Annotated in this window: 20 protein-coding genes; 1 reads left to right on the forward strand and 19 read right to left on the reverse strand. The window is 43.7% G+C overall.

Features of this window, described 5'->3' with window-relative positions; translation table 11 throughout:
* The 18 genes from BVE84_RS08660 to BVE84_RS08745 form a co-directional block, all read right to left on the reverse strand.
* Window positions 1-2132: DNRLRE domain-containing protein (locus tag BVE84_RS08660; RefSeq protein ID WP_135017435.1), on the reverse strand; the 2132-nt coding region annotated here is incomplete at its 3' end.
* Window positions 2133-2553: 421 nt separating this feature from the next.
* Window positions 2554-3897 carry an MATE family efflux transporter gene (locus BVE84_RS08665; RefSeq protein WP_076996627.1) on the reverse strand — a complete coding sequence of 448 codons (1344 nt, stop codon included), beginning with the start codon at window positions 3895-3897 and terminating at the stop codon, window positions 2554-2556.
* A gap of 252 nt (window positions 3898-4149) precedes the next feature.
* Complete coding sequence (gene guaC / locus BVE84_RS08670) at window positions 4150-5133, reverse strand: GMP reductase (protein WP_076996628.1); 984 nt, start codon at window positions 5131-5133, stop codon at window positions 4150-4152.
* A 310-nt stretch (window positions 5134-5443) separates the two neighbouring features.
* Window positions 5444-6067: an endonuclease III gene (gene nth, locus BVE84_RS08675; protein ID WP_076996629.1), complete on the reverse strand. Its 624-nt coding sequence runs from the start codon at window positions 6065-6067 to the stop codon at window positions 5444-5446.
* Between the two features lie 717 nt (window positions 6068-6784).
* A complete protein-coding gene (locus BVE84_RS08680; RefSeq protein ID WP_076996630.1) occupies window positions 6785-8461 on the reverse strand; it encodes a sensor histidine kinase in 1677 nt (558 codons plus the stop codon).
* Window positions 8454-9134, reverse strand: coding sequence for a winged helix-turn-helix domain-containing protein (locus tag BVE84_RS08685; protein ID WP_076996631.1), 681 nt, complete (start codon window positions 9132-9134; stop codon window positions 8454-8456). The genes BVE84_RS08680 and BVE84_RS08685 overlap by 8 nt, the downstream gene beginning before the upstream one ends.
* A gap of 4 nt (window positions 9135-9138) precedes the next feature.
* On the reverse strand, window positions 9139-9780 hold the full coding sequence (phoU, locus tag BVE84_RS08690; protein WP_076996632.1) for a phosphate signaling complex protein PhoU: 642 nt from the start codon (window positions 9778-9780) through the stop codon (window positions 9139-9141).
* Window positions 9780-10529, reverse strand: a complete 750-nt coding sequence (gene pstB, locus BVE84_RS08695) for a phosphate ABC transporter ATP-binding protein PstB (RefSeq protein WP_076996633.1) — start codon at window positions 10527-10529, stop codon at window positions 9780-9782. Before pstB ends, phoU begins: the two co-directional genes overlap by 1 nt.
* Window positions 10522-11373 carry a phosphate ABC transporter permease PstA gene (pstA, locus tag BVE84_RS08700; RefSeq protein WP_076996634.1) on the reverse strand — a complete coding sequence of 284 codons (852 nt, stop codon included), beginning with the start codon at window positions 11371-11373 and terminating at the stop codon, window positions 10522-10524. The genes pstB and pstA overlap by 8 nt, the downstream gene beginning before the upstream one ends.
* Window positions 11374-11378: 5 nt before the next feature.
* Window positions 11379-12224 (reverse strand): phosphate ABC transporter permease subunit PstC, encoded by an 846-nt coding sequence (pstC, locus tag BVE84_RS08705; RefSeq protein ID WP_076996635.1) that lies wholly within the window; start codon window positions 12222-12224, stop codon window positions 11379-11381.
* A gap of 10 nt (window positions 12225-12234) precedes the next feature.
* Window positions 12235-13110, reverse strand: a complete 876-nt coding sequence (locus tag BVE84_RS08710) for a substrate-binding domain-containing protein (protein ID WP_076996636.1) — start codon at window positions 13108-13110, stop codon at window positions 12235-12237.
* Window positions 13111-13680: 570 nt separating this feature from the next.
* Window positions 13681-14751, reverse strand: coding sequence for an ABC transporter substrate-binding protein (locus tag BVE84_RS08715; RefSeq protein WP_076996637.1), 1071 nt, complete (start codon window positions 14749-14751; stop codon window positions 13681-13683).
* Window positions 14748-15521: an ABC transporter permease gene (locus tag BVE84_RS08720; protein ID WP_076996638.1), complete on the reverse strand. Its 774-nt coding sequence runs from the start codon at window positions 15519-15521 to the stop codon at window positions 14748-14750. The genes BVE84_RS08715 and BVE84_RS08720 overlap by 4 nt, the downstream gene beginning before the upstream one ends.
* Window positions 15518-16321, reverse strand: a complete 804-nt coding sequence (locus BVE84_RS08725; RefSeq protein ID WP_076996639.1) for an ABC transporter permease — start codon at window positions 16319-16321, stop codon at window positions 15518-15520. Before BVE84_RS08725 ends, BVE84_RS08720 begins: the two co-directional genes overlap by 4 nt.
* Window positions 16305-17459 (reverse strand): ABC transporter ATP-binding protein, encoded by a 1155-nt coding sequence (locus BVE84_RS08730; RefSeq protein ID WP_076996640.1) that lies wholly within the window; start codon window positions 17457-17459, stop codon window positions 16305-16307. The genes BVE84_RS08725 and BVE84_RS08730 overlap by 17 nt, the downstream gene beginning before the upstream one ends.
* A gap of 142 nt (window positions 17460-17601) precedes the next feature.
* Entirely contained in the window at window positions 17602-18504 is a 903-nt protein-coding gene (gene murB / locus BVE84_RS08735) for a UDP-N-acetylmuramate dehydrogenase (protein ID WP_076996641.1), read from the reverse strand.
* Window positions 18505-18717: 213 nt separating this feature from the next.
* Window positions 18718-19581: a homoserine kinase gene (gene thrB / locus BVE84_RS08740; protein ID WP_076996642.1), complete on the reverse strand. Its 864-nt coding sequence runs from the start codon at window positions 19579-19581 to the stop codon at window positions 18718-18720.
* Between the two features lies 1 nt (window position 19582).
* Window positions 19583-20869, reverse strand: coding sequence for a homoserine dehydrogenase (locus BVE84_RS08745; RefSeq protein ID WP_076996643.1), 1287 nt, complete (start codon window positions 20867-20869; stop codon window positions 19583-19585).
* Between the two features lie 105 nt (window positions 20870-20974).
* On the opposite strand from BVE84_RS08745, the gene BVE84_RS08750 reads away from it, so the two are divergent.
* Window positions 20975-21925, forward strand: coding sequence for a polysaccharide deacetylase family protein (locus BVE84_RS08750; protein WP_076996644.1), 951 nt, complete (start codon window positions 20975-20977; stop codon window positions 21923-21925).
* A gap of 573 nt (window positions 21926-22498) precedes the next feature.
* Here BVE84_RS08750 and lacG read toward each other — a convergent pair.
* Window positions 22499-23908 carry a 6-phospho-beta-galactosidase gene (gene lacG / locus BVE84_RS08755; RefSeq protein WP_076996645.1) on the reverse strand — a complete coding sequence of 470 codons (1410 nt, stop codon included), beginning with the start codon at window positions 23906-23908 and terminating at the stop codon, window positions 22499-22501.
* Window positions 23909-23911: the final 3 nt, after the last annotated feature.

The raw sequence follows: 23911 nt of genomic DNA on the forward strand, positions 1-23911 counted from the left end.
TCCGCCTTGGTCTTGTCATTCAAGGCTGGGGGATTATAGGGCTTGGTCGCATTCTGACGTGGATTGCGGATAAAGAGGGTGTTGTTTTTGACCAGAAGCATGTCCTGAATGCGGTTGTCATAGGCAAGCTGGTTGAGGGGAACACCATAATAACTGGCAATCTTTGGAAGGGTGTCATACTGGGTCACCTTGTAAATCAGGAAGGTGTCGCTCTTCTTCTCTCCGCTTGTTTGACTATCTTTCTTACTTTCCGCATTGATAGTATAAATGGCATTCAAATCCGGTTCCGTAAAAGGATGAATGGTCTGCCAGTTGGATAGTTTGTCTCGGTACTTGGTCGTCCCTGCTTCAAAGGCAGACTCAAAGCCGCTGGTATTGGGATACTTGTAGGAATAGCTCGCAGGAGTATCGCCCTTGTAATCTTTAGATGGCTCGCTCAAATGGTAGGTAACGTTGGCCCCTGGCGTGGTCACGCCATCCGCAAAGACTCCTTGGAATTGGAGCTTGCCTGTCTTGTCGGTCTTGACCATGGTCCTAAGGGCAATGGTGGTATCGCCTAAGGCGTAGTTCATATCCACTGGATCTAGCACTGACCAGTGGATGGTCAGACTGGGTGCCTTGTCTGGGGTGAAATACTCCTGGGCAATATAGTCTGTGCTAGAGTCAGTGGTATAAAAGCCTGCCCCATTGACATTCTCATCAATAGCCTTGACAACGAGACCGTAGTTGGGAGAGAGACCCTGAACCCAGTTGGTGACCGCTGTGCGAATATCAAAGGGATGAAAGCCCAGTCCCTGCGGGCGAATGGCCTGTTCCCCGGCAATTTCTTCTTCGAGGGACAGAGAACTCAACCAATCAATGGTATTGATGTCAAAGTCTTGTTTGAGATAGTAGGCACCAAAGGTAGCGGCGGCCGTGCCTTTTCCATCTGAATACTGATACAGGTTCAGGCTGGCGCTGTCTATGCGGGCTTCCTTGGGGATATTGGTAAAATCGTAGTTGACCTTGAAGTACATCCGACTTTTTCCGATGTCTCGTATCCCGCTCATCCCCATATTCTCGGATTCGATATAGCCCACAAAGCCATAGGCGACACCTTGATAGCTGCCGTGGACAGAGCTGGTCACCACATCAAGAATCTGTTCTCGGGGGACGGTCACCGTCGGGTCAATCCGGACAGGGTACTGGCGTTTGGGACTCGCTAGCCAGTCCTTATCCGCAGTCACTGTCACTTGATAGCGCTCCTTGGTCTTGGTCAAGGCAAGGGTCAAGGCACTACTGGTCTCCCCTGCACTATCTGCCATCATGGGAGCGGTGAGGACAAAGAGAATGGTGGACTTGCCCTTTTCCCGCACCAATACCTGATTATTTTCTAAGGTGACGTCATAACTTCCTGCATCAAGACCATAGGTAAAGGCGTTCTTTCCGCCCCACTCCGCTAGGACAATCTCTTCCTTGACCCCATTGGACTGGACCGTATACTGGACATCGGTCTTGCCCTCCACGTTGTTATATAAAATGGCATTTTCTGCAACAGTTGCCTTGGCATAGGTCTTATCAAGAGGATAGAGGGAAATCTTCTCCTCTTTATGAATGACATCAATCGGGGTCGCTTCCTTAACCTCACTCGGCAAGACAACCCCTACAGGAGATTCTTTGGGCAGATAGTAGTGCTTGCCACCTGCATGATAGGAGTAGAGCGACAGGTCCACCGGGACCTCCACCCCGTCTTGGTCCCGATAGGTCTTAATGTCACTACCAATATAGGTGACAAAATGGGTTTCGTCCACTCGAAAAAGCTGTTCCTGGCCACTGACCGCAACAGGTTCTCCGTATTGGGCTTTTAAGGCAGCCTCTGCTTCACCTTCTTCCCTCACCACCTTGGGCTGTTGGATGGCATCGCCTTCGTCTTTGGGAGCGACGGGCAACTCATTGGTTGCAGGTGATTCAGTATTGGCATTTTCAGAGCCAACCGTCTGCCTGTTTGCCTCTTCCAGTGCTTCTTGGTAGGCTTCTTCCAGCTGCCCCTGTCGGATAGCCTGCCCAATCTCCTCGGCATAGGCAAGCGGAACTTGGGACACCAAGAGCGTCAACAAGAGCAAGCTATTGACAAACTTCCTTATCTGTTTCATATCGTCTCCTTTGATAAAACCATTGGACTAGCCCATTTACTGGAGGAAAGTCCCTTCTTTTTCACCAACTATTATAGCAAAAAGGCAGCCTCATGTAAATAGGCTACTTCTCTTTTTGAAGCACAAAAATAGAACACTCATCGAATGTAGAAGCAAGAAAAATACCTTGGATGATTCCAAGATATTCGTACCTACTGTGGAAACCCGAGACAAGAAATAGATAAGCAAGGATAAATACCCCTAGCTTCAAAGGTATACCATAGCTTTGAAGCTGGCAAACTCTCAGTCTGTGCCTTTCAAACAAGATGAAGGATTAAGAAAAGTCAGGGCTTTTCTTATTTCCAGCTGGAAATAGTTCTCGACTATTTCAACTACCTTCGACCTCCTTTCCTAGTCTACTTTTGATTGTTATTGAGTATTATTATTCCACTACTCTCTGTCTAACCCTCTTCAAGCGTAGATTTAGAGACAGGCCACAGGCAAAGATTCCAACAACAAGACCAATCCAATAAGAAAAGGGGCCTAGTGAGGTTCTACTATCTAGAAAAAAAGCGATGGGAAAGGTCAAACTCCAATATGAAACAAGACCAATAATAAGGGGCATTGTCGTATCCTTATATCCCCGTAAAATACCTTGTATAGGTGCTGTAAAAGCATCCGCTAGCTGGAAAAAGAGAGCATAGGTCAGAAACTGGGAAGTTAACTGAATAAAGCCTGCATCATGCCCGTAAAGACTTGCGACCACTGGACGGAAGAAATAAAGAAAGGATAAGTTCACAGAGGCAAATGCCATGGCAACCATACATCCCAAACGACTGTACTCCTTCACATCTTGATGACGACCAGCTCCTATTTCATAAGAAACGATAATTGACAGAGCTGCCGAGATGCTCAAAGGAAAGGCATAGAGCAGGGTTGCAAAATTCATTGCAGCCTGATGGGAGGCGATTACTTGAGAGGAGAATTTGGACATATAGAGTCCTACAACTGCAAAAATAGCTACCTCCGCAAAAATTTGAAGGCCGATAGGCAGGCCCAAGCGCAAATCTTCCTTCATCAGTGAAGGAGCAAACGAACTTTGTTTCCAAGGCTGATAGCTTTTTATCTTAGGATGTCGATACATAACCCATATCACAACCCCTAAAATTGCCCAGTAAGTCAGAGCAGTTCCCATACCAGCTCCTGCTCCTCCCAGTTTTGGCAATCCCCATTTTCCATAAATTAAGAGATAGTTAAAAAAGGAATTAAAAGGTACAACCAAGAGCATCAAGTACATGGACACCCTCGTCAATCCTAAGGAATCAAAGAAGGAACGAAAAACACTGAACAATAGGAAGGGTAAAATGCCAATCGAAATGTAGACTAGATACTGTCTGGCTACTTGAAAAACAGTTCTTTCAAGGTGTAACAGTCGCAAAATTGGTACTGCTCCCAAAAAGACAAGGAGAAATAGAATAATGGATAAAGCGATTGCTAGGTAAATAAAATGATGCAGTTCTTGTCGAATCCGTCCCTGATCTCCCCGTCCCAAATGGTGACCAATAATTGGAACAAGAGCTGATACGATACCGGTCAAGAGAGCAAAAAATGGATTCCATAAACTGGTTGCCATCGAGACACCTGCTAAATCCACCGTGCCATATTGTCCTGTCATCATAGTGTCAATGAAACTGGCTGAAAAATTTGCAAACTGATAGACCAAAAGGGGAATAAAAATTTTTAAAAATAAGGAAACTTTTTCCTTCCATGTGGATGCTTGATACATGATAACTCCTGTTTTCTAACCCAGATTCTTACCCATGAGGTGGGCTGCCCCTTCATTTTAAGAAAGAAAGTGCAAAATGTCAACACCAAATACAAAAACTGGCTACCAGGATTGCGAAAGCTAACTTGTAAGCAAAACATTTACTATAAAAACAATGGCAAACTAGAGAATTTTATCCTCCTCCCTAAAATCAGAAGCCATTCATAAAAAATAACCTACTAGATCACTAATCCTGTAGGTTGTTTTCTGAGTTTAATGGGCATCGCCATTCCAAATAGAGTTTTTTACAATAACATAGTCCACATGCTTCAAGCTCGAAAGATCTTTACCACCTGCATAAGAAATTGAGCTTTGTAGATCCTGCTCCATTTCAATCAAGGTATCTTTCAAATGACCTTTAGCTGGCAGAAGGATTTTCTTTCCTTCAACATTTTTGTAAGCCCCTTTTTGATATTCGGATGCAGAGCCATAATATTCCTTGAAGTGCTCTCCATCCACTTCAACCGTTTTTCCTGGGCTTTCAATGTGACCCGCAAAGAGTGAGCCAATCATCACCATGCTTGCTCCAAAACGAATGGACTTAGCAATATCGCCATGGGTACGAATGCCTCCGTCTGCAATAATCGGTTTCCGTGCAGCCTTAGCACACCAGCGTAGAGCTGCTAACTGCCAACCACCAGTTCCAAAGCCTGTTTTGACCTTTGTGATGCAGACCTTACCTGGTCCAATACCCACCTTTGTCGCATCTGCTCCTGCATTTTCTAACTCTCGTACAGCTTCTGGTGTCCCGACATTCCCTGCGATAACAAAGGTTTCTGGCAATTCTTTCTTGATATGCTGAATCATCTGAATCACACTGTCTGCATGACCATGAGCAATATCGATTGTGATATATTCAGGAGCGTCTGCTTTCAACTGATGGATAAAATCATATTCATAGTCCTTTACTCCAACTGAGATAGAGGCAATCAATCCCTGCTCGTGCATGCGCTTAATAAAAGGAATTCGACCTGCTTCGTCAAAGCGATGCATGATATAGAAATAACCATCTTTGGCCAACTGCTCTGCTACATTCTCATCAATAATAGTTTGCATGTTAGCAGGCACAACAGGCAATCTAAAAGTATGGTTACCCAAGATCACTTGAGTAGCTGCCTCTGCGCGACTCTTGATGATACATTTATTGGGAATCAACTGGATGTCTTCATAGTCAAAAATAGGGAATTCATTTAGCATTTCAGCTCTCCTTAAAAATAATGACCTACCTATGCTCTTGCATCGCTACGCTACTCCTAGCGCTTCCTTTACCCAGTATACAGAAACGTTTGTATTTTGTCAATTTAAAAACCATCTCATTTTTTAATATTCGTCATTTTGCAAATCATTTATATACAAAAACTATTTTTGTTCGTTTTTAATCTATCAGTCAAACAAACTATAATCTGACGGCTGCAAATAAAGTCTACCTTTAAGAAAGGGCATTCCCCGTCTTACTGAAGTTGACTAACATCATTGACGCATACCCAACCATCATCTCCATAAAGAATCAGTCAAATTCGTAGAGTTGAGGATAATTAGCACACTCTGGATTCTTGGGATGGCAGACTTCACGTCCGAAATAAATCATAGCCTGATGGGCCTTGAGCCACAATTCTGGAGGTAGCACATCCATCACCCGTTTTTCTGTTTCAAGTGGTGTTGCTGATTTTTTTACAATGTCGTGATGCTTACAGATTCGACCGACATGGGTATCTACTGCAAAGGCTGGGATACCGAAGCCTACGCTCATCACTACATTGGCTGTCTTACGCCCCACCCCTGACAGAGCTTCCAATTCCTCTCTAGTATGTGGTACCACACCACCATGGCGATTGAGCAGTTGCTGGGCACACTCTTTGAGGAACTTGGCCTTATTGCGATACAGGCCTAGTCTTGAAATATAGGTCGCAATCTCAGACTCACTAGCTGCTGCCATCTTCTCTGGGGTCGGCAGTGCCTCAAAGAGGGCGGGGGTCACCTTATTAACCGCCGCATCTGTCGTTTGTGCAGACAGCATAACTGCTACTAATAATTCAAAATGATTACGAAAATCCAGACTAGGCTGAGCATCGGGGTAGAGGGCAATAATTCCTTCAATCACTTTTCGCGCGCGTTTTTTTGATAAGACCATATACTCTCACTTCTTTTTCTATTTTTTATAGTCTTTTAGTTTGCTTTTAGTACTTGCTCCACTAGTCTGGGAGATTGAAACAGTTCGGTGAACTGTTTCAACTGGTCACCTAGAAATCAGAGAGTGACCTCAGCAGTTCGGGGAACTGTTTCAGCTGGTCACCCAAAAACTAGAAAGTGACCACAGAAGTTCGGTGAACTGTTTCAGCCTGAGCCTATAAATCCGAGAGCAAAGTAGGCAAGGTTGGAAATAGGGAAACGGAGTTTCTAACGACCACTTTTTTAATGAAAGGTGGTAGGCTGAAAACCTCCACTGGAGCTTTTCACTCGTCAAAGTAATAAAAGAGACGCAGCTGTTTCAGATTTAGTCAATTACAGCTGTGGCTACCTTTAGGTATAAACTAAACGACTATACTATCTCCTATTATAGCACAGGGCTATAATAAAGGAAAAAAAGTGATACTCAATGAAATATGAGCAACTCGTATCAATCCCTCCCGTAAACAATTCGGGGAGTGACCTAATCCAGTGGATTGCAACAGTTCAGCGAACTGTTGCAACTGGTCACCCAGAAACAAGAAGGTGACCATTGAAGTCCGAGCCAAGAAATAGGAAAGCGAGGTTAGGGGTATCAGAATCATCTGCCCCCAAAATTCCCTATTTTTACTTTGCTCTTGACGTCCTCATATCTTACGTGAACACTCCAGTCGCCTATCTTTCATTCGCTTTTTTCACACACTCCTGTCCTAGGAAAGGTGACCGTCATGGTGGTTCCCTGCTCTAACTGACTCTCCACATCAATGGTTGCACCATGAACCTGTAGAGCATACTTGACAATGGATAAGCCTAAACCTGTCCCTCCCACCTGTTTCGATCGGCTTTTGTCTGCCCGATAAAAGCGTTCAAAGATTCGATCCTTATCAGCATCAGCAATCCCCAGCCCTGTATCTGTCACTTGAAGGACAAGTCTGTCTTGATATTGGGACAATTCAACCGTCATGCTTCCATTTTCTTTGTTGTATTTAATCGCATTATCACAGAGATTGTAAATAATCGACTGCAAGAGAGTTGGATTTCCTCTATAGTAAATAGTTTCAGCTACCAAGGTTAGAGAAAGATTTTTCTGCTTCATTTTTTCGTTCAGCCCTACCAGTACCTGTTCGATCAGCTGGGTCACATCTACCACTTCTTTATGGATTTTCCCTCCCTCATCTAACTGGGCTAGTTGTAAAATATCCTCCACTAATTGAATCATCCGCTTACTCTCTTGATAGATTTTAGTAGAAAATAATTGAACATCTCTCGGAGAGGTCATACCTGATTGAAGCATTTCGGAATAGCCAAACAAAATATGCAAAGGGGTCCGCAATTCATGAGAAACCGTTGCGGTAAATTCTCTTCTAAGTTTATCGAGGTAGTGTTGCTCTGTCACATCAAAAAAGAGAATAACGGCACCTGTCTGCTCTGCCTCCGCCCAAATAGGACGAATGAGAACCTTATTATGCCTATCTCCAAATTCAAAAATCCTCTCTGCCTTTTGACCAGCGAGTCCTTCTTCTAGTAATTCTTTAAGCCCTATGTGGCGAGAAAAGGCCGGAACAACTTGACCAATATTCAATCTTTCTAACTCCAAGAGCTGTCCCGCTGCACTATTGTAGGAAACCAAGCGTCCCTTTTTATCGACAATAACCATCCCCTCTTTCATCTTTGAAATAATCGTATCAAATTCTTCTCTCTTTTGTTGGAGTAAAATTTCTTTTTCTGCCAGTTGTGTCTGGTGTTCCTCCAGGCGTTTTAGCAAAGGAGAAAGTTCAACATACACATCATTTTCAAATGGTTTTTCAAGATTTAGTTTTTCGAGCGGTTCCAATAGTTTTTGTGAAACTCTTTTAGCAATAAGCAGAGAAACCAAGCCAGATAGAAGGAACAATAGACCTAGCCAAGGGGTCAACTGCCCTAGCAATACCCAGATTGTCTCTTGAGACAAGGATAGGCGAAGTACCGATCCATCTGCTAGTCGTTGAGCCGAGTAGAGCAAGCGCTTGGTAAGCGTATCGGACTGTCGAATACTTTGCCCATTTCCTAAGTCCAGAGCTTCTCTTACCTCCTCCCGATCCGCATGATTGTCTAGCTCTTTTACCGCTTTTTCCGAATCATAAAGAACGGCACCATCAGGAGCAATCCAGGTTACTCGTAGTTCCTTATTATCCACTTCCCTTAGATAATGAAAGCCCTCTCGCTCGACCGCCTGAGCCATCAGGCTAGTCTGGGTGCCTAATTGCGCTATCTGTAAGTCGGAAAAATAGTGGAATAGATACCCTAAGGTAAGAAGAAAGGTTCCAAGCAGTATCCCCATCGTTGAAAGGAAGATGGCACGAAAGATTTTCTTAGTCATCACCGACCTCCAAGAGATAGCCCACCCCTCTAACTGTTTTTATGTAGCTGCCGGCTACAGCCCCAAGTTTTTGTCGCAGGGTTCCAATATGGACATCTACAGTCCGCGTTTCTCCTAGGAAATCCTGTCCCCAGACCTTATCCAGGAGTTCCTGTCTCGTAAACACTCGTTGAGGCGCCCGAACGAGTAATTTCAATAGTTCAAACTCTTTCAGCGTCAGCTCTAGCTTCTTCCCCTCAACCACTACCCGGTATCTGACCAAATCTAGCTCGATTAGCCCATATTGAAACTGTTCCTTATTTTCTGTTTTTTGGGCACGACGCAGGACAGCCTTGATGCGAGAAATCATTTCCATCATGCCAAACGGCTTGACCAAGTAGTCATCCGCCCCCATATCCAGACTTTGTACCTTGTCAAATTCGGTTCCTTTGGCTGTCGCCATCATGACTGGCACGTGACGAGTCAAGGAATTCTTTTGCAATTCCTCCAAGATGGATACACCATCTTGACCAGGCATCATGACATCTAAGATAATTAAATCTGGCAATCTCTCTTGCAACGCTTGCCAAAAACTCGTTGCTTCTGGAAAGCCTATAGCCTCAAAACCAGCGGTTTTAAGGCTATAGAGCATTAGTTCTCGAATGGCATCGTCATCTTCTACACAGTAGATCATTCTTTCACCCTTCTAATTGACCTGTGATTGAAAACTGAACCCATTTGGCGATATTTACCGCATGGTCTCCAATCCTTTCCAAATACTTGGCAATCATCAGTAGGTCAATGGCCTGGTCTCCATTAGCAGACTCCATTCCTAAATAAGTGGCCAGTTTTTCTTTTATTGTACCAAAATATCGGTCAACTGTATCATCTTTTGCTATGACTTCCTGTGCTAGGGCCTCACTTTCTTTCACAAAAGCGTCTAAACTGGCAACCACCATCTGACTGACCTGCTCTGCCATTTTCTTCACCAAGGGAATCTCATCTACTAAATGGATGGTATTGTGGCTAGTCAAGTCCGCTACTTCTGACGACTGGGCGCCGATTCTCTTCATATCATAGACCATTTTTAAGGCTGAAGAAATGGTCCGTAAATCGCGAGCAACGGGCTGTTGACGCAAGAGGAGCTTCAGGCAGCGCGCTTCAATATCCCGCTCCAATTCTTCCATCTGCTGGTAGGTTTGCTGGATAGCTTCCTCATCCAGACGGTCGGGACCGGCCAGACCTTCGGCAGAGCGAGAAATAATTTCTTCACATAGGCCACCCATATACATCATATCTTTTTGTAAGGCTTCTAGCTGACTTTCAAAACGTGAACGCATTAACCAAACCTCCCTGTAATGTAATCCTCTGTGCGCGAATCTTTCGGCATACTAAAGAGTTGACTGGTCTTATCATATTCAACCACTTCTCCCAATAAGAAGAAAGCTGTATGGTCTGATACCCGTAAGGCCTGCTGCATATTGTGGGTCACCATGATAATGGTATAATTCTTCTTTAATTCCAAAACTAACTCTTCAATTTTAGTTGTCGATATTGGATCTAGAGCCGATGTCGGCTCATCCATCAGCAACACTTCCGGCTCAATCGCCAAAGCTCTGGCAATACAAAGGCGCTGTTGCTGCCCCCCTGATAAACCAAGCGCTGACTTGTTCAATCGATCCTTGACTTCATCCCAAATGGCCCCCTGCCTAAGGGAACGCTCCACTATTTGATCCAGTTCCAACTTTTTATGAATACCATGTGTACGTGGTCCATAGGCTACGTTATCATAGATACTCATAGGAAAGGGATTGGGTTTTTGGAATACCATCCCTACCTTTTTTCGCAGGATGGTCGTTTTCATGCCTTGGTAAATATCTTCTTGATCCAAGAGAATCTGACCTTTTATCTGACAATTTTTTACCAAATCATTCATGCGATTCAAACTTTTTAAAAGCGTAGATTTTCCGCAACCTGAAGGACCGATAAAAGCGGTAATCTGGTTGCTCGGAATTTCTAGATTGATCTGTTTCAAAGCCTGAAAATCTCCATAGTGTAGATTCAAATTCTGAATACTAAATTTACTCATGTGTATTTCTTCCTAATTTTAATGCAATCCATTCGGATAAAAGATTCATAATAATGACGAGAAGTAAGAGGACAACTGCTGTTGCATAGGTTTGATGGATATAAATTCCCTCTCCTGAAATCAGATACATGTGTACAGCCAAGGTCCTACCAGAAGCGGTTAGGCTAGTGGCTACTTCTGCTACAGTACCGGCTGTAAAAATGAGGGCAGCCGACTCTCCAATCACCCGTCCCAAGGCAAGGACAACCCCTGAAAAAATCCCTGGCAAGGCTGAAGGGAGCACCACTCGAAAAATTGTCCGTAGCTTTCCTGCTCCAAGGGCAAAACTTCCCGCACGATACCCATCTTCAACAGATAGGAGCGCCTCTTCTGTCGTCCGCATGATTAAGGGCAATATCATGATGCTTAGCGTAGTCGCTCCTGCCATCATGGACAGTCCCATGTGAAGGAATTTCACAAAGAAGAGGGCGCCAAATAGGCCGTAAACGATGGAAGGAATACCAGACAGGGTTTCGGTTGCTAGACGCACAACGGTCACTAAAAAATTATCTGTATTGGCATATTCCGTCAAATAAATAGAGGCACCTATACCAATCGGCAGGGCAATGACCAAGGATAGGACTGCCATCAAAATAGTATTCAATAAGGCAGGTAGCATGGAAACATTAGTAGTAGAATAGGTCCATGAAAACAAGTCCAGATTGAGATGAGGCAAGCCCTTAAACAATATGTAGATAACAATGAAACTGGTGGCTAGTCCAGCCAAACCTGCTGATAGATATACCAGCCATCTTAACGTGAGGGACAGGTGATCCTGACTAGATTCTTTTTTTAAAAATGACACGACGGCTACTCCTTTTTATACATCATGTAGAAGGTCGTATTGATAATCAATATGAAGATAAAGAGAATAACTGCTGTTCCTATAAGAGCCTCACGGTGTAAATCGGTCGAATACCCCATCTCCATTACAATATTCGTCGTAAGAGTTCGGACTCCAGAGGTCAGCGAAGCAGGTATCAAAGCCTGATTACCGGCTACCATGATGACAGCCATCGTCTCTCCCATCGCTCTTCCTAAGCCTAAAATAACACTCGCTAAAATCCCACGCCTTGCTGCCGGCAAAACAACAAAGAAAATGCTGCGTTCATGTGAAGCTCCTAAGGCCAGACCCCCTTGATAATAGGATTCTGGAACCGCTCGTAAGGCCGCCTCTGATACGCTAATAATCGTAGGTAGAATCATGATGCCAAGTAAGATAGAAGCTGTCAATACTCCCATTCCATGACCACCGATATACTGTCGTACAAAGGGGACAAGGACCACTAGACCGAAGAAACCATACACAACGGAAGGAATTCCTGCCATGAGGCTCACTGCCTTTTTAAAGAAAGGATACCAAGTTTCCTTGCAAAAAAATGCCAAGTATAGGGAGGTTAAGATACCAACAGGAACACCGATGAGCAAGGCTCCAAAGGTCACATAGACAGAGCCAATAATCATGGGTAAAATCCCGAATATATGATTTGAAGGTCTCCATTCCATACCTAGAAGAAAGTTTCCCCAACCAATTTCTTGAATGGCTGGCACTCCTGCTGAAAAGAGAAAAATACAAATGAAAATAACGGATAAAACGGAGAGGCAGGCAGTCATTAAAAAGACTGCTTGCATTCCGGTTTCTCTGAATTGACGCATGAAACTCCCCTTAGTTTGAAATATAGGCTGACCATTGACCCTCTTTACCAGTATAAATATCCTGCACATCTTGAACACTTAGTCCAGAGACTGGATTATCCTTATGGACGATTAGGGCAATCCCATCCATTGCAATAGCTGTTGCCGATACGCCTTTAGCTGTTTCAGAATCTTTCAGCTCACGTGAAGCCATCCCGATGTCCGCACTTCCTTCAATAGCACTCGTTATTCCTGTGGAAGAGTCACTTTGTTGAATTTCTACTGTCACTCCAGCATTTGCTGTTTGGTAGGCTTCTTTTAACTTCTCCATCACAGGGTTAACAGAGCTAGATCCAGCAACCACTACCTTTCCAGAACTAGCAGCTGACTGATAAGACTTGCTTGTCTCTACAGAAACATAACCTGTCTTTTCAACAACTTCTTGCCCCTCTTTGCTGAGGATAAATGCTATAAAATCTTTTGCAGCTTCGCTGATGGATTCTTTTGTCACAATATTGAAAGGACGTGCAATTTTATATTGTCCTGAGACAATGGTTTCTCTGCTTGGTGCTACACCATCAATTTCTAGTGTCTTATTCGTGCCATCCAATGCTCCTAGCGAAGCATAACCTATCGCACTACTATCACCAGCAACTGTAGTCAACATGACTGCAGTTGAGTTGGTTACAATCGCCTGCGAGGTTGTGTTGTCTTTTTTATTACCTTGTGCATCCTTGGTTTCGATACCAAATAGCTCGATAAATGCTCCACGCGTCCCCGATCCTTCTTCGCGAGACACAACAGTGATAGGCTGGTCAGCTACATTCGTATTTTTCTGACCACAGGCCGCTAAAAAGCCTAGACAAGCAAAACTGACGACTGCAATTTTTGTAAAACGATTTGACATAGTGATGATTAACTCCTTAATATTGATACCTCTATCTTACAGGTTGAGTATCAAATCTTTTTACTATTTTTTGTAAAGTTTTTGTAAAATCACCCCTATATCCATCTTTTAGTCTGCTTTATACTCAATAAAAAAAGATACAAAGCCCGTGAAAAACTCAAAGCGAAAATAGGATTGAAACAGTTCGGGGAACTGTTTCAACGGTCACCTAGAAACAAAAAAGGTGACCACAGAAGCCTGAGCTAGGAAATAGGAAATTTGACAAAGAAACGTTTGAATACCTAATTAGCCTCGCTCTTCCATTTTTAGGCTCGGGTAGCAATAGTCACTTCCTTGACTTTTTTCTAACATTTTTAGTCCGAACTCAATTCCACAAGATACAACGGGCGTGTAAAATTCAAAGTCTATCCATAGAATATCCGTAAGTGGACATTGTTCACAACGGCTACAGCAAAATAGGAAATTTGACGAGCAAAAACCCCAGTGGAGGTTTTCAGCTTATCTCCTAAGGGTATAAACTTTCTTCACACAAAAACACATGGAAAATCTAATCTTCCATGTGTCTTTTCTTTATTTACGATACATTTTAAATTGTAGATAGAGATCATTATAGTCCCCTAGGAGTTTGCGTCCGAGATTATCGTAGACTTCTAGGTTTTTCAAGGTTTCTTCCGAGGGATAGAAGGCCTCGTTATTTTTTACCTCGTCTGGTAGCATTTCCTTGGCCTTAGTATTTGGTGTAGCATAACCGATATACAAGGCATTCTGATAGGCATTTTCTGGCCGTAACATAAAGTTGATAAAGGCATAGGCACCATCGATGTTTTTGGCGGTCTTTGGAATGACCATATTATCAAACCAAAGATTCGATCCCTTAGAGGGTACCACGTAGCGCAACTGCTCATTACCATCCAGCATTTCACTGGCTTCACCCGAAAAGCTAATCGCGATGGCAGCTGCATCTTGGATCATGTAGCCTTTGATTTCATCAGAGACAATCGCCTTGATGTTGGGAGTTAGTTGATAGAGGTAATTGGCAGCTTCTTCTAGCTCCGCTTTGTTGCGAGAATTTAGGCTGTAACCTAGAGTCTGAAGCCCAATTCCCATTCCCTCACGGGCACCGTCCACTAGCATGATATTATCACGGTACTCTTCTGACCACAAGTCCTTCCATTCGCGCGGAGGATGTTTCACCATACTCTCATTGTAGACAATTCCTAGAGTTCCCCAAAAATAAGGAATTGAATAATCGTTATTGACATCAAAACTCAGACCAAGAAACTTGGAGTCGATATTGTCAAGACCCTTGATTTTTTTCTTATCTAGTTTAACAAGAAGATCCTCAGCCATCATCTTGGAAATCATGTACTCAGACGGAATGGCTAAATCATAGGTCGTTCCCCCTTGCTGAATCTTGGTATACATAGCTTCATTAGAGTCAAAGGTCTGGTAATCAACCTTAATGCCTGTTTCTTCTGTAAATTTATTCAGGAGTTCTGGATCGATATAGTCTCCCCAATTATAGATGACTAATTTCTCCTTTGTTCCTTCCTTGGACTGACCTTCCAGCTGGTGACTGATTCCAAAGAGGAACAAGATAATCACGATAATTCCGACTAAAAAGGAATATAGACGCTTCATTCATTGACCTCCTTTTCACGAGAGATGAAATAATAGCCCACGACCAATAAAATACTAAAGAGAAAAACAAGGGTGGACAGAGCATTGATTTCAAGCGAGATTCCCTGACGGGCGCGTGAATAAATCTCAACAGAAAGGTTGGAATAGCCATTTCCTGTGACGAAAAAGGTGACCGCAAAATCATCCAAAGAGTAGGTAAAGGCCATAAAATAACCCGCAATAATGGCTGGTGTCAGGTAAGGGAGCATGATTTCCTTGAGCATCTGAAACTGACTAGCCCCTAAGTCATAGGCTGCTAGCACCATATCTGCATTCATTTCCTTGAGACGTGGCAAGACCATCAAGACCACAATCGGGATAGAAAAGGCTACATGGCTCAGAAGGACGGAGACAAAGCCAAGCTGGAAGCCAATCACAGTAAAGAGGATCAAAAAGCTCGCCCCAATCATGACGTCTGGTGCCACCATGAGAATGTTGTTGATGGACAGCAAGATATTTTGCCATTTCTGCCTGCTTTGGTAGATGTAAATAGCACCGAAGGTTCCGATAATCGTTGCAAGTAGGGAGCTGAGGAAGGCCAAGAGGAAGGTCTGCGCTAAAATCAGCATCAGGCGGCTATCCGCTAGCATGGAGGCAAAATACTCCATGGTAAAACCTGTAAACCGATTCATATCTCCCCCCTCATTAAAGGCATAGGCAATCAGGTAAAAGATGGGGAGATAAAGGACAAGGAAGGTGATGATCAAATAAACTTTGCCGATTTTTTTCATACTTTCTTCCTCTCTTTCGTCAGCCACATGGTTAACAGCATGGCCAGAATCAAGACCACCCCGATAGTGGACCCCATTCCCCAGTTTTGCGTGGTGAGGAAGTGTTGTTCAATAGCCGTACCAAGCGTAATTACTCGATTGCCACCGATGAGACGGGTCAACATGAAGAGACTCAAACTTGGAATAAAGACAGCCTGTACCCCACTTCTCACCCCATTCATAGAGAGAGGAAAAATCACTTTGGTAAAGGTTTGCCAAGAATTCGCTCCCAAGTCGCGACTAGCATGAATAAGATGGGGATCCAAATCATCCAAGGCATTAAAAATCGGCAACATCATAAAAGGAATTTCAATGTAGCTAGCAACTGTGATAAATGAAAAATCAGTAAAGAGAATCTGCTGGCTCCCCAAACCTAAAAAATTCAAAAATTGATTGATAGACCCGTGCTGACCAAAAATTCCGATAAAGGCGTAGGCCTTTAGAAGCAAATTGACCCAGGTTGGTAAAATAATCAGCATTAACCAGAGCTGTTTGTGTTTTAACTGTGTCAGAAAAAAGGCAGTCGGATAACTAATCAGTAAGGTCACTAGGGTAATAATCCCTGCGTAAAGAATAGAGTTCATACTCATCTTCAAGTAGGTCATATTAGGGGAGTTAAAATACGTTTGGTAATTTGAAAAGGTGAAATTTCCATCAATATCAAAAAAAGATTTGTAAACAATCATTGCAACAGGTGCTAGGACAAAGAGGAAAATCCAGAAAACATACGGGAGGACAAATAATTTAGAGGTTTTCTTCATTTCGTTCCTCCTCAATCGCGTTGATCAACCCATCTTCCACTTCTTCCATCTCCACGTATTCTTCGATACGCGCATCAAATTCTTCTTCTGTTTCATTGAGACGCATGATGTGAATATCTTCGGGCTCAAAGTCTAGTCCAATCACCTCTCCCTCAATAGCCTTACGGGTTGAGTGAATCATCCACTCGTTGCCTAAGCCATCGTAAGCGATAATTTCATAGTGAACACCTCTGAAGAGTTGAGTATCAACCTTTACCTTCAATTTACCCTCTTCTGGCAAGGTGATCTGTAGATCTTCCGGGCGAATCACCACCTGAACAGGCTCATTGGGCTTCATCCCTCCATCGACCGCCTCAAAGCGCTTACCATTAAATTCGACCAGGTAGTCTTCAATCATTCGACCAGCAATGATATTGGATTCTCCAATAAAGGTAGCAACGAAATGGTTAATCGGCTCATCATAAATATCCACCGGCGTTCCTGATTGGACAATCTCTCCATCGTTCATAACAAAAATCCAGTCGCTCATCGCAAGCGCCTCTTCTTGGTCATGGGTAACAAAGACGAAGGTGATGCCTAAGCGCTGTTGCAGTTCTCGCAATTCGTACTGCATGTCCGTTCGTAGTTTCAAGTCGAGAGCTGACAGGGGTTCATCGAGTAAGACGACTCGTGGCTCGTTGATAATTGCGCGTGCAATCGCTACACGTTGGCGCTGTCCACCTGATAGTTTTTGAATAGCCCGCTTTTCATAATCTGCTAAACGAACCATTTTCAACACCTCTGTGACACGTTGCTCGATTTCTTCTTTGGGGATTTTTCGTAATTTAAGAGGAAAGGCTACGTTTTCAAATACAGTCATGTGCGGGAAAAGCGCATAGGACTGAAAGACCGTGTGGACATCACGCTTATTGGTCGGCACATCATTGATTCGCTCACCGTCCAGATAAATATCCCCCGAGGTAGCCTCTAATAAGCCTGCAATGATATTTAAAATAGTTGATTTTCCTGATCCAGAAGCACCTAAAAGGGTATAGAATTTCCCTTCTTCTAGCTCAAAGTTAATATCCTTTAAGACGACCGTCCCACTATCTTCAAACACCTTTGAAACGTTCTTAAATTCGATAATTGGTTTCTTCAATTCTCATAAATTCCTTCTTCATATGGATTACAGATTAAAGGCTCTGTTAGGCCTGTTCTGACTCTAAGGTAGGATCACTACCCTCTATACTACCGGCTACGATAGGCTTCACCTCCCTTACTGTACCATATGATTTCTTTTTTTATTCCAAGGAATCTCCTAAAATCCGAACCTCACGCTCCAAGGTAACTCCTGAATGTTTTTCAACCGCCTCAATCACATAAGCTACTAAATCTTCGTAATCTTGTGCTGTCCCATCTGCAACATTCACCATGAAGCCTGCATGTTTTTCGGACACCTCAACCCCTCCGATTCGATGTCCCTTCAAACCTGCTTCCATAATTAGTTGACCTGCAAAATGACCTAGGGGGCGTTTGAAAACTGAACCACACGAAGGGTATTCCAGGGGTTGCTTCAATTCACGCAGATGGGTTAAGCGTTCCATTTCTTGCTTAATGGCTACGTAATTTCCTGGTTTTAAGGCAAATTTAGCGGACAGAACAATCGCTCCATTTTCCTGTAAAATAGACGAACGATAGCCAAAAGTCAATTCCCTAGCATCCAAGGTTTCGACATAGCCTTTTGGCGTCAAAATCTGTGCGGAGACCAAAATATGGGAAATCTCGCCGCCATAGGCACCGGCATTCATAAAGACAGCTCCGCCGATACTGCCAGGAATACCACAGGCGAACTCAAACCCTGCTAGGGAGTGATGGGCAGCAACCTGGGTCGTCTGAATAAGATTAGCACCAGCTTCTGCCTCAATGGTATAACCCGATACGGTAATACTGTTGAGCTTATCCATCCGAATGACAAACCCACGAATGCCACCATCACGAACGATAATGTTGCTAGAATTACCTAGTACAATCCACGGAATCTGCTCTTGGTTGGCAAACTCTACAATCCGCACCAACTCATAACGATTGCGGGGAAAAGCTAAATAGTCAATTCTCCCCCCAACCTTCGTATACGTGTAGTCCTTCAAAGGCTCATCGAAGCGAATATCGATTTCTGTTAACGTTTGTTTAATTTTCTCTCTCATAATCTTCTCTCCCAAAGTACATTCAGTCCATTATACCAAAAATCCCAATAAAAAACGATAAAAAATAAAAAAGAGAGCAGGAACAATCGAGATAATAGAATCACGATTGCTCCCGCTCTTTGCGTTCGGGATTTAAGGAAGCGCAGCCGTCGGTTTATGGAAAACGACCTTACCTTTTCTAAAAAGGGATAGCATTCGAGAACCTGCATTCCCCTAGGCTTCTACACGAACCCCCTGCCGATCTACTGTTAAAATAAAACATTCTCCATCTAGTTGCAAGGCATCAATCGCTTCTTTTATTGCGATTTCTTTCGCTTTTTCTGCCAAGACCATGACCGTCGGACCCGCCCCAGATAGATAGGTCGCATAGGCTCCCAACTCGTGTCCTAATTGTCGGATCGGATAAAATTCCCGCACTAACTTCTGACGGAAAGGTTCATGAAATAGGTCAGCTTCAATGGCCTTTCCAGCCTCAAGCAAATCGCCTGTCAATAAGGCTGCGATGGCGACATTTGCAATCGCACTTGCTGCGACAGCCTTTTTTGATGAAAACTGGGTCGGCAAGACCCCTCGACTCTCGCTGGTCCGCAAAGGATAATGAGGAATAAAGGCGATGAAGCTAGCTTCTGGAAAGTCTGCCACAATCTTTGCCACTTTTTTATTAACATAGCTTGAAACCACCAAGTTACCAAAAATAGCAGGAGCAACGTTATCAGGATGCCCTTCTATTTCCGTTGCTAAACGCAATTTTTCATCATCACTCAGCTGCAGATTGGCTAATTGGTTGGCCAGTTCAACCCCTGCTACAATGACAGAGCTTGAAGAGCCAAGGCCACGTGCCAAGGGAATCTCACTGGTCATGCGGACATGGTGTGGTTGCAAGTCTGGGCAGACTTTCAAGGCTGTTTTAATTAAGAGATTGTACTCGTCGGACGGAACAAACTCTAAGTCATGCTCGACAAACCATTCTTCCTGGGCTTTGACGACTTCGATGGTTAGATACTTGGACAAGGCAACTCCAAGCGAATCAAACCCTGGTCCGATATTAGCACTCGTTGCTGGTACAATTATTTTCATCTTACTCCCCCAATACTTTGAAGGTATTTTGAAGAGTGAAATCTTCCATTTTAGCTAAGCGTGCGGTCACATTCTCTAGCTGGATCTTGCTCATGCTATGAGTGATGATGACCAAGCGCGCTTGATGACCGTCAGCCACCTGCTGAAGAATTTGCTTAAAGGAGATTTCCTCTGCGTTGAAGATCTCTGCCAACTGCAACAGGGTACCATTTTTATCAGGTGCCACAATCGAGAAATAATATTCACTGCGGACATCCTCAGGCGCCGCAAGTTGAAGCGGACGGGAAAATTCGTTAAAGGCTTTACCGACAGTCTGATCTTTCAAGCGACGGACAATGCGGATAATATCTGCCATTACACTAGCTGCGGTCGGCTTTTGCCCTGCCCCTGGCCCATAGTACATCGATTGACCGATACCGATAGACTCGACAAAGACAGCATTCATTACACCGTTGACACTTGCCAAAGGATGTGCTTTCGGCAAGAAGGTAGGAGACACTTCGGCTGATAAGCCCGAAGTTGTTTCACGAATGTCACCGACCAACTTGATGACATAGCCTAATTCCTGGGCTAGTGCCACATCCTCTGGAGAAATCGTTGAAATTCCCCTGTGTTCAACATCGTCAAACTCGATGGTCATGCCAAAGGCGAATTGGCTGAGAATAACTGCCTTATAAGCGGCATCAATCCCTTCTACGTCATTTGTGGGGTCAGACTCAGCATATCCTAATTCTTGGGCTGTTTTCAAGGCTTTTTCATAGGTCCAACCCTCATCAACCATTTTGGTCATCATGAAGTTAGAAGTCCCATTCAAGACGCCAAGGATACGGGTCACTTTATCCGATACAAATGAGTTTGATAGAGTCCGCAAAATCGGGATTCCACCAGCAACCGCTGCTTCATAATACAGGGCCACACCATGCTGAGTAGCAAGGCTTCGCAAGGACTTCCCATGCACCGCAAGTAAGTCCTTATTAGCTGTGACGACATGCTTGCCAGCTTCCAAGGCACGGCTAATAAACGTCTTGGCAGGCTCTATTCGTCCCATTAACTCTACTACAATTTGAATCTCGTTATCAGCTAGAATTTCATCTACACTGGTTACAAAATGATAGTCGTACCCTGCTGCTTCCAAGCGTTCTTTTTCTGCATCATCTCGTACCAAAATCTTTGCAATGTCAATCTCATCTTGAGCAGCTTGCTGAATCTTTTCTGCATTTTCCTGTAGTAAGAACGGTAGCCCGCTTGCTACTGTACCAAACCCTAAGAGTCCAATCTTTACTGTCATACCTACTCCTTAAAAAAACTATTTTTATTATTATATCAGATAATAGAAACAGTTGGCAAAAAATTTGCTATACTATAAATAGATAATGATAAAAAGGAGATTCTTATGCCCTCACAAAGAAGCCGATCACGGCGAACCCGCAACCGAAACCATGACCGCACTAAGCGCCTATGGGGTATCATTAGCGCCCTACTAATTGTCCTACTAGCTCTCCTTGTCTATATCAAACATGAGGATATTCTCGCAATCGCAAGTCCTAAGAGTCAAGAGACGAAAACAGTCGCTACAACTTCGACATCGACCACACAAACAACAGACAATGCTAGTACAATGGAGCAAGAAACAGGCGAGGACATCATCTGGGAAAAACAAACAGAACCCGTCAACGTTCCGATTCTCATGTATCATGCTATCCACGTCATGGCTCCTGAAGAAGCTGCTAACGCCAATCTGATTGTCGATCCAACTACCTTTGAAAGCCACCTTCAAGCATTCCAAAAAGCAGGATACTATACGCTTTCCCCTGAGGAAGTCTATAAAATCTTGACGGAAAATGTCCTCCCTAAAAATAAGAAAATCGTCTGGCTCACCTTTGATGATAGCCTATGGGATTTCTATAGTATCGCCTATCCACTACTCAAACAGTACAATATGAAGGCAACCAACAATGTCATCACAGGTAGCACCGATACTCGCGCTGACCATTTAACATTAGAGCAAATCAAAGAAATGAAAGAAAACGGTATGTCTTTCCAAAGTCATACGGTCAACCACCCCGATTTAGAATATAGTACACCAGAGACACAGTATGCTGAACTAAAGGACTCTAAGGAATACCTAGACTATCATCTCAATCAAGAAACGATTGCAGTGGCCTATCCGGCAGGTCGTTACTCCGAACAAACCATTCAAACGGTAAAAAATACCCCTTACAAACTCGGGGTAACTACCAACGAGGGGCTAGCTTCTGCTGCTGACGGACTACTGACCCTCAACCGCGTCCGCATCCTGCCAGTCACCACTGCCGAGGTATTGCTACAGACGATTGAAAAATAGCCCGGATGCTGAATACACAACTCAACTCCTCGTTAACAAAACCTGACCACCTGTTCGACGGGTGGTCAGGTTTTTATGGAGTAGCCCTTACCTTGCTAAACGTCAGTGCTACCTCCAGTTTCCTTGCTTATTCCGATTTCTGCTTAAAGGTCTGCCTCCCCAAAAACACCTTGACCGTTTTCAAAACGATTCACTCGTGCAAGAGAAACAACAGTATAATACTCAATAAAAATCAAAAGTAGACTAGGAAACGACGACGAAGGTAGAACTCTGTTCCACCCTATTTCAAGGGAACAGGCTGAAAACCTCCACTGGAGCTTTTCACTCACCGAGACTCTTGACAACGTATCCTTTTGATTTTTAAAGAGTATAAGCAGCCTCTTCTAGGAGTTTGCACCCTTGTTGGAATGATTTTTTTATCACAATACTACCTCAGCTCCTGTCTGCGTGAGTAGGCGCTGGAAAATGGACACTGGACTCGTTACTTGCATGGGATACACTCTCAATATAAAAAGAAACAAGAGTCTGATAAAGACCAGTCTCTTGCTCTCGTTCTAAGAATCGGAGGTATTCTTATTCGATTACCTTGCTTTCTGCAACTTGCTTATACCAATAGGCACTCTTTTTCGGATAGCGCTCTTGGGTATCAAAGTCAACATAGAAAAGTCCGTAGCGCTTTTCATAGCCATTTGACCATGAAAAGACATCCATCAAGGACCAAAGGAAGTAACCCTTGACATTTGCCCCTGCGGCAATGGCATCAGAAATAACGCTCAAATGTTGCTTCACATAGTCAATCCTAGCATCATCATAGACTGTACCATCTACAAATTCATCCTTGTATCCCAGTCCGTTTTCTGTAATATAGATTTTTTTGTAGTTTGGATACTGGGTCGTAACTCGCATAATTTGGTCGTACAATCCTTGCGGATAAATCATCCAATCCCAATCCGTCCTTGGAACATCTACCTCAAATTCTCTGCGACCAACTCCCTTGATCTGATACTTAGAACCACCCTTCACACCTTTTCCATTGTGGGTAATTTCTGTCTCCTCTACAGCATCACCTCGCATCCAATCACTCATATAGTAATTGATGCCTAGAAAATCATTCAAATCTTTTGCAGCCTGCAAATAGGCAAAATCTTCCTCTCGCAAGTCAAGCTCTCCGCCATTTACCGCCAAGATATGCTGGACTCCTTGCATGGTCTCTTCCGAGTATTTCCCCAAGTAGGTCGCATCCAAAATAAAGCGATTGTGGATAATATCTTCTAGTTCTGCTGCCCGAATATCGGCTGGATTTTCTGAATCATAGGGATACTTGGTTGGCAAGGCATGCACAACTCCAATCTCACCTGTATACCCCTTATCTTTAAACTGTTTAACAGCTCTAGCATGCGCCACCATCATATTATGATGCGATTGAAAGACCTTGGCTAAATCATACTGGATACCTGGTGGGAATTTTCCCACCAAATATTGACCGTCTCCGATTGGACCAATCTCATTGAAGGTTGTCCAAAACTTCACTTCTGAAAATTCCTCAAAGCAAAAGGCTGCATAGTCTACAAAATGATCAATCGTAGCCCGATTAAGAAAGTCCCCTTGAGAATGCAAGGCTTCTGGAGTATCAAAGTGATGCAGGGTCACAAAGGGTTCTACATGGCGCTTATGGCATTCCGCAAATAAGCGATGATAAAACGCTACCCCTTTAGGATTAACCTCTCCATATCCTGTAGGAAAAATGCGAGACCAAGCAATCGAAATCCGAATACCATTGACCCCAAATCGTTCTGCCAACTCTAAATCAACTGGATAGCGATGATAGAAATCACTAGCAGGATCGGCACGATACCAATAATGATCTGCTAAATACTTATCCCAGGCAACAGCTCCCTTGCCATCAACTTGGGTGGCTCCTTCTGCTTGGTAGGCTGCCGTAGCACCGCCAAAAATAAAATCTTTCGGTAATTGTTTGACCATCTT

Source organism: Streptococcus azizii (assembly GCF_001984715.1).
GTDB lineage: Bacteria > Bacillota > Bacilli > Lactobacillales > Streptococcaceae > Streptococcus > Streptococcus azizii.

Bases quoted from the DNA above. Each gene is read 5' to 3' on its own strand.
- BVE84_RS08665 (WP_076996627.1), bottom strand. From the start codon at position 3,897: ATGTATCAAGCATCCACATGGAAGGAAAAAGTTTCCTTATTTTTAAAA.
- guaC (WP_076996628.1), bottom strand. From the start codon at position 5,133: ATGCTAAATGAATTCCCTATTTTTGACTATGAAGACATCCAGTTGATT.
- nth (WP_076996629.1), bottom strand. From the start codon at position 6,067: ATGGTCTTATCAAAAAAACGCGCGCGAAAAGTGATTGAAGGAATTATT.
- BVE84_RS08680 (WP_076996630.1), bottom strand. From the start codon at position 8,461: ATGACTAAGAAAATCTTTCGTGCCATCTTCCTTTCAACGATGGGGATA.
- BVE84_RS08685 (WP_076996631.1), bottom strand. From the start codon at position 9,134: ATGATCTACTGTGTAGAAGATGACGATGCCATTCGAGAACTAATGCTC.
- phoU (WP_076996632.1), bottom strand. From the start codon at position 9,780: ATGCGTTCACGTTTTGAAAGTCAGCTAGAAGCCTTACAAAAAGATATG.
- pstB (WP_076996633.1), bottom strand. From the start codon at position 10,529: ATGAGTAAATTTAGTATTCAGAATTTGAATCTACACTATGGAGATTTT.
- pstC (WP_076996635.1), bottom strand. From the start codon at position 12,224: ATGCGTCAATTCAGAGAAACCGGAATGCAAGCAGTCTTTTTAATGACT.
- BVE84_RS08710 (WP_076996636.1), bottom strand. From the start codon at position 13,110: ATGTCAAATCGTTTTACAAAAATTGCAGTCGTCAGTTTTGCTTGTCTA.
- BVE84_RS08715 (WP_076996637.1), bottom strand. From the start codon at position 14,751: ATGAAGCGTCTATATTCCTTTTTAGTCGGAATTATCGTGATTATCTTG.
- BVE84_RS08720 (WP_076996638.1), bottom strand. From the start codon at position 15,521: ATGAAAAAAATCGGCAAAGTTTATTTGATCATCACCTTCCTTGTCCTT.
- BVE84_RS08725 (WP_076996639.1), bottom strand. From the start codon at position 16,321: ATGAAGAAAACCTCTAAATTATTTGTCCTCCCGTATGTTTTCTGGATT.
- murB (WP_076996641.1), bottom strand. From the start codon at position 18,504: ATGAGAGAGAAAATTAAACAAACGTTAACAGAAATCGATATTCGCTTC.
- thrB (WP_076996642.1), bottom strand. From the start codon at position 19,581: ATGAAAATAATTGTACCAGCAACGAGTGCTAATATCGGACCAGGGTTT.
- BVE84_RS08745 (WP_076996643.1), bottom strand. From the start codon at position 20,869: ATGACAGTAAAGATTGGACTCTTAGGGTTTGGTACAGTAGCAAGCGGG.
- BVE84_RS08750 (WP_076996644.1), top strand. From the start codon at position 20,975: ATGCCCTCACAAAGAAGCCGATCACGGCGAACCCGCAACCGAAACCAT.
- lacG (WP_076996645.1), bottom strand. From the start codon at position 23,908: ATGGTCAAACAATTACCGAAAGATTTTATTTTTGGCGGTGCTACGGCA.